At 63.1% G+C, this 14866-nt stretch carries 15 protein-coding genes; 11 read left to right on the forward strand and 4 right to left on the reverse strand.

Translation table 11 applies throughout. The features are described 5' to 3' along the window. Positions 1-25: 25 nt before the first annotated feature. Positions 26-697 carry a GntR family transcriptional regulator gene (locus GGD53_RS10300; RefSeq protein ID WP_184455521.1) on the reverse strand — a complete coding sequence of 224 codons (672 nt, stop codon included), beginning with the start codon at positions 695-697 and terminating at the stop codon, positions 26-28. Between the two features lie 132 nt (positions 698-829). On the opposite strand from GGD53_RS10300, the gene GGD53_RS10305 reads away from it, so the two are divergent. From GGD53_RS10305 to GGD53_RS10325, 5 genes are all read left to right on the forward strand, one after another. After that, positions 830-2026 (forward strand): Tm-1-like ATP-binding domain-containing protein, encoded by a 1197-nt coding sequence (locus GGD53_RS10305; RefSeq protein WP_184455523.1) that lies wholly within the window; start codon positions 830-832, stop codon positions 2024-2026. A 10-nt stretch (positions 2027-2036) separates the two neighbouring features. Further along, on the forward strand, positions 2037-2861 hold the full coding sequence (locus GGD53_RS10310; protein WP_184455525.1) for a phosphoenolpyruvate hydrolase family protein: 825 nt from the start codon (positions 2037-2039) through the stop codon (positions 2859-2861). Positions 2862-3123: 262 nt separating this feature from the next. Then, positions 3124-3570 (forward strand): universal stress protein, encoded by a 447-nt coding sequence (locus tag GGD53_RS10315; RefSeq protein ID WP_184455527.1) that lies wholly within the window; start codon positions 3124-3126, stop codon positions 3568-3570. Between the two features lie 90 nt (positions 3571-3660). Next, the gene (locus GGD53_RS10320; protein WP_085781529.1) at positions 3661-4575 is read left to right on the forward strand and encodes a DnaJ C-terminal domain-containing protein; all 915 of its coding nucleotides are present in this window, start codon (positions 3661-3663) and stop codon (positions 4573-4575) included. Positions 4576-4577: 2 nt separating this feature from the next. Continuing rightward, a complete protein-coding gene (locus tag GGD53_RS10325) occupies positions 4578-4901 on the forward strand; it encodes a chaperone modulator CbpM (protein ID WP_184455529.1) in 324 nt (107 codons plus the stop codon). Between the two features lie 18 nt (positions 4902-4919). On the opposite strand, the gene GGD53_RS10330 is transcribed toward GGD53_RS10325, so the two are convergent. Both GGD53_RS10330 and GGD53_RS10335 read right to left on the reverse strand, forming a co-directional pair. Further along, positions 4920-5849 (reverse strand): phosphatidate cytidylyltransferase, encoded by a 930-nt coding sequence (locus tag GGD53_RS10330; RefSeq protein ID WP_184455532.1) that lies wholly within the window; start codon positions 5847-5849, stop codon positions 4920-4922. After that, positions 5846-6523, reverse strand: a complete 678-nt coding sequence (locus GGD53_RS10335) for a lysophospholipid acyltransferase family protein (RefSeq protein ID WP_246717739.1) — start codon at positions 6521-6523, stop codon at positions 5846-5848. Before GGD53_RS10335 ends, GGD53_RS10330 begins: the two co-directional genes overlap by 4 nt. A gap of 237 nt (positions 6524-6760) precedes the next feature. Here GGD53_RS10335 and GGD53_RS10340 point away from each other — a divergent pair, with 237 nt between their 5' ends. From GGD53_RS10340 to GGD53_RS10365, 6 genes are read left to right on the forward strand one after another with little or no spacing between them, the layout of a single operon-like run. Beyond that, positions 6761-7747: a BMP family protein gene (locus GGD53_RS10340; RefSeq protein ID WP_184455534.1), complete on the forward strand. Its 987-nt coding sequence runs from the start codon at positions 6761-6763 to the stop codon at positions 7745-7747. 8 nt (positions 7748-7755) lie between these two features. Beyond that, positions 7756-9168 (forward strand): amidase, encoded by a 1413-nt coding sequence (locus GGD53_RS10345; RefSeq protein WP_184455536.1) that lies wholly within the window; start codon positions 7756-7758, stop codon positions 9166-9168. Next, a complete protein-coding gene (locus tag GGD53_RS10350) occupies positions 9165-10697 on the forward strand; it encodes an ABC transporter ATP-binding protein (RefSeq protein ID WP_184455706.1) in 1533 nt (510 codons plus the stop codon). Before GGD53_RS10345 ends, GGD53_RS10350 begins: the two co-directional genes overlap by 4 nt. Then, a complete protein-coding gene (locus GGD53_RS10355) occupies positions 10687-11736 on the forward strand; it encodes an ABC transporter permease (RefSeq protein ID WP_184455538.1) in 1050 nt (349 codons plus the stop codon). The genes GGD53_RS10350 and GGD53_RS10355 overlap by 11 nt, the downstream gene beginning before the upstream one ends. After that, a complete protein-coding gene (locus tag GGD53_RS10360) occupies positions 11733-12677 on the forward strand; it encodes an ABC transporter permease (RefSeq protein ID WP_184455540.1) in 945 nt (314 codons plus the stop codon). The genes GGD53_RS10355 and GGD53_RS10360 overlap by 4 nt, the downstream gene beginning before the upstream one ends. A gap of 26 nt (positions 12678-12703) precedes the next feature. Then, the gene (locus GGD53_RS10365; protein ID WP_184455542.1) at positions 12704-13993 is read left to right on the forward strand and encodes an amidohydrolase family protein; all 1290 of its coding nucleotides are present in this window, start codon (positions 12704-12706) and stop codon (positions 13991-13993) included. Here GGD53_RS10365 and GGD53_RS10370 read toward each other — a convergent pair. Further along, positions 13987-14778, reverse strand: a complete 792-nt coding sequence (locus GGD53_RS10370) for a class I SAM-dependent methyltransferase (RefSeq protein ID WP_184455544.1) — start codon at positions 14776-14778, stop codon at positions 13987-13989. The genes GGD53_RS10365 and GGD53_RS10370 overlap by 7 nt on opposite strands. Positions 14779-14866: the final 88 nt, after the last annotated feature.

Below are 14866 nucleotides of genomic sequence, written 5' to 3' on the forward strand. Positions count from 1 at the left end.
GAGAGGAGACCTCCCTCTCCTTCATTCATCCGTCAAATCGCCGTTTTTCCTTCTGAAAGCGTGCCATGACGGCCTGCTGGACGTCGCTGATATGCGCGTGCATCAGCGCCTTGGCGCGGCTTATGTCGCGCGACCGGAAAGCCTGCAGGATCTGATCGCGCTCCTCGGCTGCCCGCTCGGCGAGATCGCGGCTCTCATTGGCGATCGAGCGGCAGATCTGGATTTGCAGCGCGAGCCGTGCCAACGTTTCGACCAACGGGGCGCTTCCCGAAAGCTCGGCAATCGTCTCGTGGAATTCCTTGTCGCGGATGCCGTAGGTCGCCATGTCGCCGCGGCGCAGCGCCGCCACTGCCTCATCCAGAATACGTTCGAAACCGGCGATATGCCGGTCGCTCATCTGCGGAACGGCGAGCTCGACGGCGAAACACTCGAGCGTCTTGCGCAGCTCGTAGAGGTCGTCGATCTCCTTGGGCGTGAAGCTGCGTACGAAGAAGCCGCGATAAGGCTTGATCTCGATCAGCCCTTCCTTGGCAAGCGTGCCGATCGCTTCGCGGAATGGCGTGCGGCTGACCTGCAGGCGTTCCGTCAATTCCTTTTCGTCGATCGAGACGCCGCTCGGCAGTTCGCCGGAAACGATCAGCCGAACGATTTCCTCGTAGATCCGCTCTCGAAGGGTCAGGTGGCGCGGTGCGTTCATGGTCTCCACTTCCGTCTGGCATTCGCGATTTAAGTATGCAATATACGTAAGAATATACAATATGGAAAATACAGAACGGGGAATTTTGTTGGAAAATCAGCGGGAGCTGGACCAAAAAGGGGAGGAAAACCAATGAGAAAGGTCTATATCGTCGGCACCTCAGACACCAAGGGCGCTGAACTGAACTACGCCAGGGAGGTGGTTCTTTCAGCCGGAACCGAGGCCGTTCTGATTGATGTCGGCACGCTTGGTGAGGGTGCGGGCGCCGATATTCCAGCGCGCGACGTCGCGGCATTTCATCCGGATGGTGCTGCGGCCGTGCTCGGGCAGACTGACCGGGGAACGGCGGTTTCGGCCATGGCCAAGGCGCTGACGGGTTTCCTGAAATCACGCAACGATATCGGCGCTGTGCTCGGCCTCGGCGGTACCGGCAATACTGCGCTGGTGACCGAGGCGATGCGGGCGCTTCCGATCGGCCTGCCGAAACTGATGGTCTCGACGGTGGCCTCAGGCAATGTGGCGCCCTATGTCGGCCCGAATGATCTGACCATGATGTATTCGGTCGTCGACATCGCCGGTCTGAATGCGATTTCACGCAGAGTGATCGGGAATGCGGCCAATGCCGCGGCCGGCATGGCCCGCAACCCCGTTCCCGCCTCCACGGATGATCGGCCGGGCATCGGCATGACCATGTTCGGCGTCACCACGCCTTGCGTGACCCAGGTCCGCGAGATGCTCGGCAAGACCCATGAAGTCTACGTCTTCCATGCGACCGGCGTCGGTGGCCAATCGATGGAGAAGCTCGCCGAATCAGGTCTGCTGCAGGGCGTGATCGACGTGACGACGACCGAGGTTCCCGATCTCCTTGTCGGCGGCGTCTTTCCCGCGACCGAGGATCGCTTCGGCGCAATCATCCGCACCGGCCTGCCCTATGTCGGCTCGGTCGGCGCCGTCGACATGGTGAATTTCGGCGCGCGGGAAACGGTGCCGGCGGCTTTCCGCGACCGCAGGCTTCACGTCCATAATGCGCAGGTGACCCTAATGCGCACCACGCCGGAGGAAAACGGCAGGATCGGCGCTTTCATCGTCGACCGGCTCAACCTCATGCAGGGCCCGGTCCGCTTCCTGCTGCCGCTTCAGGGCGTTTCGGCAATCGACGCCGTCGGTCAGCCGTTCCACGATCCGGAAGCCGACGCCGCGCTGTTTTCCGCCATCCGGACCGGCTGGCGCGACGCGCCAAACAGACGCCTCGTCGAGATAGATACCCATATCAACAGTCCGGAATTTGCCGCGACACTCGTCGCCAGCTTCCACGACATCCCTGCCTGAGGAGAGAGTTTTGTCCCGTATCGACAGAAACGACATTCTGAACAAGCTTCGCCGCAAGATCGCCGAGGGTCGGCCGATCATCGGCGGCGGCGCCGGCACGGGCCTTTCGGCCAAGAGCGAGGAGGCCGGCGGCATCGACCTGATCGTCATCTATAATTCCGGCCGTTATCGCATGGCCGGGCGTGGCTCGCTGGCCGGCTTGTTGGCCTACGGCAATGCCAACGAAATCGTCAAAGAAATGGGCCGCGAGGTGCTGCCGGTCGTGCGCCACACGCCGGTGCTTGCCGGCGTCAATGGCACCGATCCCTTCATGCTGCCCGATCACTTCCTCGACGAATTGAAGGCTATGGGCTTTGCCGGCATCCAGAATTTTCCGACGGTCGGGCTGATCGACGGAACGTTCCGCGCCAATCTCGAAGAGACCGGCATGGGCTTTGAGCTGGAAATCGACATCGTCGCCCGTGCGCACGCTAAGGATATGCTGACGACACCCTATGTCTTCAGCAGCGATGACGCCGCCGCCATGACCAAGGCCGGCGCCGATATCGTCGTCTGCCATCTCGGCCTGACCACTGGAGGCGCGATCGGCGCCGAAACGGCGCTGACGCTCGACGGATGCGTGGAGAAGATCAACGCATGGTCGGACGCCGCAAGATCGGTGCGCGACGACGTCATCGTGCTCTGCCATGGCGGCCCGATCGCCATGCCCGCGGATGCGGCCTACGTGCTGGCCCGTTGCAAGGGATGCAACGGTTTCTACGGCGCAAGTTCGATGGAGCGGCTGCCGACCGAGGCCGCCATCCGCGCGCAGGTCGAGGACTTCGCCAGGATATAAGCGCGGTTGGACCGGCCGCATGCCAGCCGCCGGCGCCTCCGTTGTGGGGCGCCGGCATGTGAATCTCGATGATTGACGACATCGCGGTAAAACTATTGCCGACGGCCATGCCGCCAACTGAACGATCAGCCGCGAGCCCATTCCGAATCCGACCGCCGTTGCGTTGCGATGCTGCGGCATTTGTGTTTGATATCGGTCAAAACGGAGGTCGCCGGTGCCGGTATGATCGGTGCGGCTATTCGCATTCGGGATATCGGTTTCAATGTATCGAACGATCATCTGCGGCATAGGCATGGGTTCCCGGGAAACGGCAATCCGCCTCCTGCGTCGGGCGGCGGCGCTGTTGGACCACGGCGGCAACATTGTCGTCTTGCATGTCATCGAGAACATTCCGCACCGCCACCCCATGGATCTTCCGGAGGAGTTCGAAACGACGGCGATGGCCGAGGCTGAAAAGAAGCTCGTATCGCTCTGCAGGGAACTGGGTGTTCCGGCAACGATCGAGGTTCGCATTGGCGTTGCGGCCTCCATGCTCGTATCGGCCGCCGCTGAAAAATCGGCCGATCTCATCCTGCTGTCATCGCATGTCACCGATATCACCGACTACGTCTTTTCTTCGATCGTCGAAAAGGTCGTGCGTCGCGCGGGATGCTCGGTCCTCATCGATCGGCGTCCCGATCAGCCGCAGGAAGACGAAGCCGTTTTCTGAGTCTCAGGGCCTCCCCTCCCCGCCGGCGCCTTGACAACCTATATCACAGCCAAATCAACGGCAGAATTGGCTGTCTAAGCGGAGACATGCATGAGCCAGGATCCCTATGAGCTTCTGGGCGTGAAACGGGATGCGTCGCAAAAGGATATTCAAAGCGCGTTCCGTAAACTTGCCAAAAAATTGCACCCCGACCTGAACCCAGGCGACAGGAAGGCCGAGGAACGTTTCAAGGAAATTTCGACCGCCTACGAGATTCTGAGCGACGAAGAAAAGCGCGGACGCTTTGACCGCGGCGAGATCGATATGACAGGCGCCGAGCGGGCGCAGCGCAACTATTATCGCGACTATGCCTCGGCCGGCGGCGCCGATAATCCCTATCGCAACAGCGCCGGCTTTGCCGACTTCGGCGATGCCGATGACATTTTTGCGAGCTTCTTTTCGCGCCGTACCGGCGGCGGCCGGGCGCGCAGCCAGGGCCAGGACCGGCGCTTCTCCATGGAGGTCGATTTTCTCGAGGCCATCAACGGCACCAGAACCGAGGTCAAGCTCCCCGATGGCCCCGCGCTCGAGGTCGGGATCCCGCCGGGAACGCGCGACGGCCAGACTTTGCGGTTGCGCGGCAAGGGTGAACCGGGCATCGGCGGCGGGCCGGCGGGCGATGCGCTCATCGAAATTCATGTGCGCCCGCACCGTTTCTTCACGCGCGACGGCGACGACATCCGCCTCGAGCTGCCGATTTCGCTCAGCGAAGCGGTGCTCGGCGGCAAGCTTCGCGTCCCCACGCCTTCCGGCCCAGTCAATCTGACGCTGCCGCCTCATTCGAACACCGGGAAAGTCCTGCGCCTGAAGGGCAAGGGCGTTCCGAAACGCGGCGGCGGGCATGGTGACATCTACGTCACCTTGAAGATCGTGTTGCCCGACCAACCTGACGAACGGCTGCCGTCCCTGGTGAAGGAGTGGGCGGCGGCGCATCCATACGATCCGAGGAAGAACATGGAGGCCTGATCATGGATGATCATGAGTTCCGTCTTTACTTGAAAATCGATGTGGTCCAGCTCGATTTCTGGGTCGAACAGGGTTGGCTGATCCCGGAGACCTCAGGCGAAAAGCGACAGTTTCGCGATGCCGATGTCGCCCGCGCCCGGTTAATTCTGGATCTCATGGGCAATATGGGCGTCAACGAAGCCGGCGTCGATGTCGTCATGGATCTGGTCGATCAGCTTCATGGAATCAGGGGAACAATGAGTCAGCTGATGACCGCCATCTCCAGGCAGGAACGCGATGTCCAGCGGCGGTTGTTAGAATGTCTTGAGCATCTCGAACAGTTTTGACGAGGCCGCAGCTCGTGTCTATGTCGTGAACCAGTAGCGGATGATGTGGAAGAACAGCGGCGCGGCAAAGGTGATGGAGTCGAGACGATCGAGCACCCCGCCATGGCCCTCGATCACATAACCCCAGTCCTTGGCGTTGAGATCGCGCTTGATGGCCGAGAGCACGAAGCCGCCGAAGAAGCCGGCGACGACGATGACGGTGCTGACGGCTGCGGCCTGCAGAGGCGAGAACGGCGTCAGGCGATAGAGCAGCGTTCCCACCAGTATGGCCGATGCGCCGCCACCGAAGAGGCCTTCAAGCGTCTTCGATGGGCTGATGTTCGGCGAGAAGCGGTGTTTCCCCAGGAGCTTTCCCCAGACATACTGGAAGACGTCGCTGAGCTGCACCACGATGACGAGATAGACGAGCAGCAGGGCGGGCGGCGTGCCGGTCTCCAGCATCAGGAGCGCGGGGGCATGGCTGATCGAATAGACCGTCAGCATCAATCCCCATTGCACCCTGGCGGTGCGCGCCAGGAATTCGTTCACGTCGCCCGTCAGGGTCGCCACTGCCGGCAGGATTAGGAATGCATAGACGGGGATGAAGATCGAAAAGAGGCCGTACCATAGCGTCCCGAGCAGCACATATTGCACCGGCAGGACGACGAAGAAGGACAGGAACAGCGCCAGGTGATCGCCGCGCCGCGATGGCGTCAGCGTCCAGAATTCGCGCAGTGCCATGAAGGACAGGAATGCGAACAGGACGACCACAGCGGTGTCGCCGAGCAGGATCGCACCGCCGAATATCGCGACCATGATCCACCATGAGCGGATGCGGGCATTGAGGTTATGCACGGTGGCGACGGATCCGGGCTCGGTCGCGCGCCGCTGAAGGATGAAACCAATAGCGGAGGCGACGGCCAGCAGGCCGAGGATTGCGGCAAGCACGATGGAGAAAAAGCTGGTCATGCGATGTGCTTTCCGTCCGCTAACTCGATGACTGCGGCACGGGCGCGGGCCAGGAACGTGTCCTTTCCTTCGCCCGGTTCGACGCGCAGCGGCTTGCCGAAGCGGGCCGTGCAGGTGATCGGCACGATGAGCCAGCTTCCCTTCGGCAGGATGCGCTGAAGGTTGTCGAGATGGATCGGCACGAGATCGACATCGGGGAAACGGCAGGCAAGGCGATAGATGCCGCTGCGGAACGGGGCGATCTCTTCGCTGGCGCTTCTCGTCCCTTCCGGGAAGATCAAGACCGAGCGCCCCTCCTCGAGCAGGCGCTCGACCGGCTCCAGCGGGTTGCTGTCGGGCAGAGGCTTGCGGTCTATCAGGACGGCGCGCAGGCCTTTCTCGGCAATGAAACGGCGCAAGGCGCTCGTTCCCCAATAGTCGCGCGCCGCCACCGGATGGGTCAGCCGCCGGACCGGCCATGGCAGGGCGGCAATGACGGCGACGGTATCGACATGGCTGTTGTGATTGGCGAAATAGATGCGGCGGCGGGGGTCGGGCCTACAGCCCCGCCACTCGCTTCGGGCGCCGACCATGATCCGGACGAACAGCACGAGAAGGCGACGGACGAGCGCAATCGCCCAGGACGACGACCGGCTCGCGATCGGCCGCCGCGAGGCGTCTTCTTCTTCACCCATTTCATTTTCCCCAACCCAGTAGTTCTATGCATAGCCTGCCGGAGTTGTCGCGCCAAGCCCTGCAGACCCGGCTCGAGAAGCACGGCGGCACCGGGCATGCAGACCTAGGACGTCTCGTTCATTCAGCCAGGCTGCTGCGGCCGATTTAGCCTGATTTTTAAGCCTGTTCGCTGCTTGACACATTTTTGGGCGCTACTATGATTTTTGAACCAGCTGGTAAAAAAAGGGGAGCAATCAATGACCAAAGACATGTTGATTTCACGCCGGGCAGTCATCGCATCGGGCATTGCGCTTGGCGTCAGCAGCTTCTCCCCGCTCGCAAGGGCTGCCGCGCCGCTGAAAGTTGCCGGCATTCATGCGTCGCCGGTTGAAAATGCCTGGAACTCATGCCTGCACAAGGCCCTTCAGGACGCGGCCAAGGACGGCGTCATCGAATATGTCTTCTCCGAAGGCGTCTCCGGCACCGATTATCCCCGCGCCATGCGCGAATACGCCGAGCAGGGCAACAAGCTCATTATCGGCGAGGCCTATGCCGTGGAGAAGGAAGCCCGCCAGGTGGCGGCCGATTATCCCGATACGGCTTTCGTGCTGGGTTCGAGCGGCGACCAGGCCGGCGACAATTTCGGTGTCTTCGGCACCTGGAATCACGACGGCGCCTATCTGGCCGGCATGCTGGCGGGCAAGATGACGAAGTCGAACATCGTCGGTTCGGTCGGCGCCATTCCGATCCCCGAGGTCAACATGCTGATCAACGCCTTTGCCGCGGGCGTCAAGGCGGTCAACCCGGACGCAAAGCACCTCGTCTCGTTCATCGGCACCTTCTTCGACCCGCCGAAGGCCCGCGAAGCCGGTCTTGCGCAGATCGACGCCGGCGCCGACATCCTATTCGGCGAGCGCATCGGCACAGCCGACGCCGCCAAGGAACGCGGCATCAAGTCGGTCGGCTCGCTGATCGATTACACCCGGCGTTATCCAGATACGGTGTTTGCCAATGCCATGTGGTACTTCCGTCCGATCCTGAACGCCGCGATCGCCGACGTCGCCGCCGGCAAGCCGGTCGGCCGGAACTACACATCCTACGGCCTGATGAAGGAAGGCGGCAGCGACATCGTCTTCGTCAAGGGTGTCGCGCCGGCCGAAGCGGAGGCCGCGATGGAAGCTAAGCGCGCCGAGATCAAGGCCGGCACCTTCGAAGTTCCGAAGATGATGGACGAGCCGAAGTAGTTCGGTCCATGCAGGGCGACGCAACGGAGCTGGCGGCAGCGATCAGGCGCGGCAGCCTGAGCGCTGCGGAAGCGATGCAGGCCTCTCTCAAGAGAGCTGCACGGCGTGAGTCGCTCGGCGCGATCGCCTATCTCGATGCCGCCATGGGCCTCGCCGACGCACACGCCAGCGACCGGGAGCGGCGGAGCGCGCCGGATCATTTCTCTGCCCGGCCCTTTGCCGGCGTGCCGACCTTGGCGAAAGATCTTGGCGGTCCTTTTCGAGGGCTGCCGGTAACGGCGGGTTCACGCCTGTTGGAAAGGAAGGGCAGCGAAGCCGATTCCGATCTGGCTGTCCGCTTCCGCAACGCGGGCTTCTGCCCGTTCGGCCTGACGACGAGCCCCGAATTCGGTCTATCGCTCGCCAGCGAACCGGCAATTGGACCGGTCTGCCGCAATCCGCTCGATCCGGCGCGCACCGCTGGCGGCTCGTCCGGCGGCGCGGCGGCAGCGGTTGCTGCCGGGATCGTCGCGATCGCCCATGCCACCGACGCCGGCGGCTCGATCCGTGTGCCTGCCGCCTGTTGCGGCCTCGTCGGACTGAAGCCGACCCGCGGCGCCATTCCCGGCGGTCCATCCTTCGGCAACCACCTCGCCGGTATTGCCAGCGAACTGGCGGTCTGCCGCTCGGTGCGGGATACGGCGCTGATTTTCGACCGGTTGAGCGGCAAATCGCGCGGACCCTTTCCGGATCCCGCCCCCACCGATATCGACAACGGCCGTCTGCGGATCGGCCTGCTGACCGATACCGGACCGACCTATCCGACCGAGGGTAGCCGGCTTGCCGCCGTCGAAGACGCGGCGCGCATGCTGGAGAGCGACGGACACCTCATCGTTCCTTTGGCGTGGGCCGATTTCGAATGGAGCGTCGCCGCCAGCGGCCGCGCCTTTGCCGATATCGTTTCCGTCAACCTTTCCGCACTCATCGAGGCAGCGGCTCTTGAGGAAAGCAGGGCCGAGCCTCTAACGCAGGCTTTCGCGGCCCGCGGCCGGGCGCTTTCGGCGTCCATGCTCTGGAACACGCTGAACGCTGCCGTCCTGGTCAGCCATCGTCTCTGGTCATTGTTCGACGGGATCGATTGCATCCTGATGCCGATGCTTGCCTCAGCGCCCCTTGCGATCGGCTCCTTTCCGTCCGATCATGCCGACACAGATCTGCATCTCGAACGAATGGCGGCATTCGCGCCGCTTGCCTGCCTCGCCAATATTTCGGGTTTTCCCGCTTTGACGCTTCCTTTCGGACAGGATCAACAGGCCATGCCGCTGCCGGTGCAGCTCATGGCTCCGATGGGCCACGAGCAGAGGCTTCTATCGCTTGCCGCACGCCTGGAAGCCGAAGGGCGATGGCAGCACCGGTTTCCGGTCGCGGGATTGCCGTCATGACCGGGCCTGTTCTGGAAATCATCGGCGTCAGCAAACGCTTCGGCGCCAATCTCGCGAATGACGATATTTCCATGACCCTTGCCAAAGGCGAGATCGTGGCCCTGCTCGGCGAGAACGGCGCCGGCAAGACCACACTGATGAGCATCCTTTTCGGCCACTACATGCCGGATGCCGGCCGAATTCTGATCGAGGGCGCGGAGGTGCCGCAGGGAAAACCGCGTGCGGCGATCCGCGCCGGAGTCGGCATGGTGCACCAGCATTTCTCGCTGGCGCCCAATCTGACGGTGCTTGAAAATGTCATGACCGGCACCGAAAAACTATGGTCCTGGCGTTCGGCAACGTCAGCGGCGCGCAAGAAGCTCCTGGCCATTTCCGAGCGCTTCGGCCTCACGGTCGATCCTGACGCCCGCCTTGGCGATCTGTCGGTCGGCGAGCAGCAGCGGGTCGAGATCCTCAAGGCGCTCTACAACGACGCCCGTATCCTGATCCTCGACGAGCCGACGGCGGTGCTGACCAACATCGAAGCCGAGCGGTTGTTCACGACACTGAAGGAAATGGCCCGCCAAGGCCTATCGCTGATCTTCATCTCGCACAAGCTCGACGAGGTGATGGCCGCGGCCGACCGCATCGTGGTCTTACGCGGCGGCAAGATGGTCGCCGAACGCAGGGCATCGGAAACCAGCAAGGCGGAGCTGGCCGAACTGATGGTCGGGCGCCGCGTCACCCGGCCCGTGCGCGAGCCGTCGGCACCCGGCGCCATCGCCCTCGAAGCGGAGGGTGTGACGGTGCGCACCGGCGGCGTCGACCGGCTGAAATCGATCAGCTTCCGGCTGCATCAGGGAGAGATCCTCGGCATCATCGGCGTTTCGGGCAATGGCCAAGCGGCGCTGGCGCATCTTCTGTCCGGCACGCTGGCGCGCAGCGGTGGCGACCTCAAGCTGTTCGGGGAAGCCGTCGGCAATCTCGGCGTCGCTGATGTCGTCGACGCCGGCATCGGCCGCATTCCCGAAGACCGCAACCATGAAGGCGTGATCGGGGAAATGGCGATCTGGGAAAATGCAGTGCTGGAGCGCATTGCTTCGCCCGCCTTCTCGCGCCGTGGTTTCGTCGATCGCAAGGCCGGCATGGCTTTCGCCAGAGAGATCATCGACGGGTTCGACGTTCGCGGCGGCGGCCCGGCCATCCGCACCCGGCTGCTTTCCGGCGGCAATATGCAGAAGCTGATCCTCGGGCGCAGCCTGTACCGGCGGCCGCGTATCCTGATTGCCGCACAGCCTGCCCGCGGTCTCGATGAAGGTGCGGTTGCCGCCGTGCACGCGCGCCTGCTCGAAGCGCGCCGGCAGGGGACCGCCGTGCTGCTGATCTCGGAGGATCTCGACGAGGTGATCGCGCTTGCCGACCGTATCCAGGCGATCGTCGGCGGCCGCCTCTCGCCGCCGGTCGAGGCCGATGGCGCCGATGCCCGCAGGCTGGGGCTGATGATGGCCGGGGAATGGCAGGAAAACCCAGAGGCCGACCATGCGATTTGAGCGCCGCGAGCACCGCCCGCTTTCTCTGCTGATATTCACGCCTGTCGTCGCGGTCATTGCGGCGCTGGCGCTGGCCGGCATACTGATCGCGATTGCCGGCGCGCCTGTTCTCGATGCCTATTGGCGTATCCTGACTGGCGCCTTCGGCTCGCGACTGTCGGCGACCGAAACGCTGACGCGGGCGACGCCGCTGATGCTGACAGGGCTTGCTGCCGCCGTTGCCTTCCGGGCGCGGCTCTGGAATATCGGCGCCGAGGGCCAGTTCTATCTCGGCGCCATTGCCGTTGCTGCGGCAAGTTCGAAACTGCTGGGCGACCTTCCCGCGCCCATCCTCATCCCGCTCCTGCTGCTGATCGGCGCCATCGCCGGCATGGTGCTTATCCTGGTTCCGCTCTGGCTCAGGCTGCGCTTCTCTGTCGACGAGGTCGTCACCAGCCTGCTCCTGAACTTCATCGCCGTGCTTTTCGTCTCGATGCTGATCGACGGTGTTCTCAAGGATCCGCTCGCCTTCGGCTGGCCGCAATCGCAATCCGTCAGCGATCACGCCATGCTGCCGAAGCTGATCGCCCGATCGCGCCTGCATATCGGCTTTGCGATCGCGATCGCACTGGCGGTCATCGTTCATCTGGTTCAATCGCGAACGGTGTTCGGCATGCAGTCCCGCGCCGCCGGCCTCAATCCCGCCGGCGCGGTCTTCGCAGGCGTTCCGCTCGGCAGAACGTTGGTGAAGGTCGCCTGTCTCTCGGGCGGGCTGGCGGGGCTTGCAGGAGCGGTCGAGGTTATGGGAGTCAAAGGGTATGTGACGACCGACCTGTCGCCCGGTTTCGGCTATGCCGGCATCGTCGTCGCCATGCTTGCCAACCTAAATCCGCTCGGCGTCGTCTTCGCTGCTATTTTCACGGCCACCATGTTCGTGGGCGCCGACGGCATGAGCCGCGGTCTCGGCATTCCGACCTATATCGCCGATGTCACGGTAGCACTGTCGCTGCTGACGATGCTGATCGCGTTGTTCTTCACCCAATACAGGATCCGGCGATGACGCAGCTGTTCGACATTGTCGCCTCCGCCGGCCTCTGGGCGGCAATTCTGCGAATCGCCACGCCGCTGATCTTCGGCACGCTCGGCGCCCTGCTGTGCGAACGGGCCGGCGTGCTCAATCTCGGCATCGAAGGCATCATGACCTTCGGGGCGATGATCGGCTGGCTGTCGGTCTATCACGGCGCCGATCTCTGGACCGGTCTACTGATTGCGGCCGTGGCCGGCGGCCTGTTCGGCTTGCTGCATGCGGGGCTGACGGTGACACTCGGCCTCTCGCAGCATGTCGCCGGCCTTGGCGTCACGCTCTTTGCTTCGAGTTTCAGCTATTATGTCTTCCGGCTGATCGTGCCGCTTGCCAATACGCCGCCCACCATTGTGCCGTTCCAGCCGATCGCCATTCCCGGCCTATCGACGCTGCCTTTCATCGGTCCCGCCTTCTTCACGCAGACGGCACCGACCTATCTTGCGATAGGCATCGCCCTCCTGATGGCCTACATTATCTTCCGCACGCCGGTGGGGCTTGCAATCCGCATGACCGGCGAGAACCCGCATGCGGCGGAAGCCCAGGGCGTCAATCCGATGAAGGTGCGTTACGGCGCGGTCATCGCCGGCAGCGCGCTGATGGGAATGGGCGGCGCCTTCCTGACCTTGTCGGCGTTCAACAGCTTCTTTCCGACCATGGTGCAGGGGCGCGGATGGATCTGCATCGCGCTGGTCGTCTTCGCCTCCTGGCGGCCGGGCCGCGCCCTGTTCGGCGCCCTGCTCTTCGCCTTCTTCGATGCCTTCCAACTTCGGCTGCAAACTGTGCTGAGCGGGCTGGTGCCCTATCAGCTCTTCCTGATGACGCCCTATATTCTCTCCATCGCCGCGCTTGCCGTCATGGCCCGCCGTGCCCGTGTTCCGCAGGCGCTGATGCAGCCCTATCGCCGCGGCGAGCGCTGAGACCGTCCACATCCAACGAGGCCCCGATGTTCGATCTGATCGTCAGAAACGCAAATCTCCCTGATGGCCGCACCGGCATCGATATCGGCATCGAGGGCGATAGGATCATCGCCGTCGAGCGCAATCTCCTGGCGCAGGCGGGCGAAGAAATCGATGCAATCGGCAGGCTGGTCAGCCCGCCTTTTGTCGATCCGCATTTTCATATGGACGCCACTTTGTCGCTCGGCTTGCCGCGCATGAACGTCTCCGGCACTCTGCTCGAAGGCATCGCGCTTTGGGGCGAGTTGCGCCCCATCGTGACAAGGGAAGAACTGGTCGACCGCGCGTTGCGCTATTGCGATCTGGCGGTGACGCAAGGCCTGCTCTTCATCCGCAGCCATGTCGATACCAGTGATCCCAGGCTGGTGACCGTCGAGGCGATGATCGAGGTCCGTGAGAGGGTCGCGCCCTATATCGACCTGCAACTGGTCGCCTTTCCGCAGGACGGCTATTACCGTTCGCCAGGCGCCATCGATGCGCTCAACCGAGCGCTCGACATGGGCGTCGATATCGTCGGCGGCATTCCGCACTTCGAGCGGACGATGGGCGAAGGGACGGCCTCGGTCGAGGCGCTCTGCCGCATCGCTGCCGATCGCGGCCTGCCGGTCGACATGCATTGCGACGAAACCGACGATCCGCTCTCGCGCCATATCGAGACGCTGGCGGCTGAGACCATCCGCTTCGGCCTGCAGGGACGTGTCGCCGGCTCGCATCTGACCTCGATGCATTCGATGGACAATTATTATGTCTCGAAACTCATTCCGCTGATGGCGGAGGCTAAGATCAACGTCATTCCCAATCCGCTGATCAACATCATGCTGCAGGGCCGGCACGACGCCTATCCGAAACGCCGCGGCATGACCCGCGTAAGGGAATTGATGGATGCCGGGCTCAACGTCTCCTTCGGGCACGATTGCGTCATGGACCCGTGGTATTCGATGGGATCGGGCGACATGCTGGAGGTCGGCCATATGGCGATCCATGTCGCGCAGATGGCAGGCATCGACGACAAGAAGAAGATCTTCGACGCCCTGACCGTCAATTCGGCGAAGACGATGGGGCTTGCAGGCTACGGCTTGGAGAAGGGATGCAACGCCGACCTGGTCATCCTTCAGGCGAGCGATCCGCTGGAAGCGCTGCGGCTGAAGCCGAACCGGCTGGCGGTGATCCGCCGCGGCAAGGTCGTCGCCCGCTCGGCCCCGCGCATCGGCGAGCTTTTCCTGGACGGGCGTCCGGCCCGCATCGACGGTGGCCTGGATTACGCACCGCGCTATTGAGACGCGTCGACGCCTGCTCGGCGAGCTGTGATGATCCAGGCGCGGGAGTCGAAAAAGATACCCTCCGGCGTTATATGCGCCTCCAGCAAATCGCGCAGCCGCTGCAGCGCTTTGCCGGGCGCTTCATCGGTGTGGGCGAGCGCGTCCTTCACCAGATAGAGGCCGGCGAGCGCCTCCGACGCCGCATCGACGTTCGGTCCATAGTAGACCGGCTCTCGCACGTCGGCAAAGTCGATCGACGTAAAACCTGCTGCGCTCAAAAGGTCCTTCGCAATGGTAGGATCGCCAAGCGAAAACGGATCGGGACCACCTGCCGAAACCGCAGTTCCGGGCGTCAGGGCCTGCCGTATGGCGCCAGACCACGGGTTACGCTCCCGGCTTTGCCATACCATCCACACAAGGCGCGCGCCCGACCGCATCGCCCGGCCGATATTGGCAAAGGCGGCTGCCGGATCGGCAAAAAACATCACGCCGAACCGGCTGATGCAGAGATCGAAGCCGCCAGCCGGAAATGCGTAGACTTGCGCGTCTGCCTGCTCAAACACCACATTTCGCAACCCCTCGTCAGCACTCCGTCGCCTTGCGACTTCGAGCATCTCAGCTGATGTATCCACCCCGACCACTTCTCCCTGTGATGCGGCGCGGGCGGCCTCGCGCGTTGTCTGTCCCGCGCCGCAGCCGATATCGAGCACTAGGTCATTCGGGCCAACGCCGGCAGCAACTCGGAGGTGCCGATTGTGTCTCGCCAGTTCCGCGTCGTAAAAGTCGGCACGATCCAATGCCATAACCCTCACTTTAATTTGTTCGAGGATTGATCGTCAGTCTGATGCGTAGAGGGGTCTTCGCATGCCAAGCCTCTCAAACAGATTGCAC

This window comes from Rhizobium aethiopicum, assembly GCF_014197535.1.
In the GTDB taxonomy this organism is placed as follows: Bacteria; Pseudomonadota; Alphaproteobacteria; order Rhizobiales; family Rhizobiaceae; genus Rhizobium; species Rhizobium aethiopicum_A.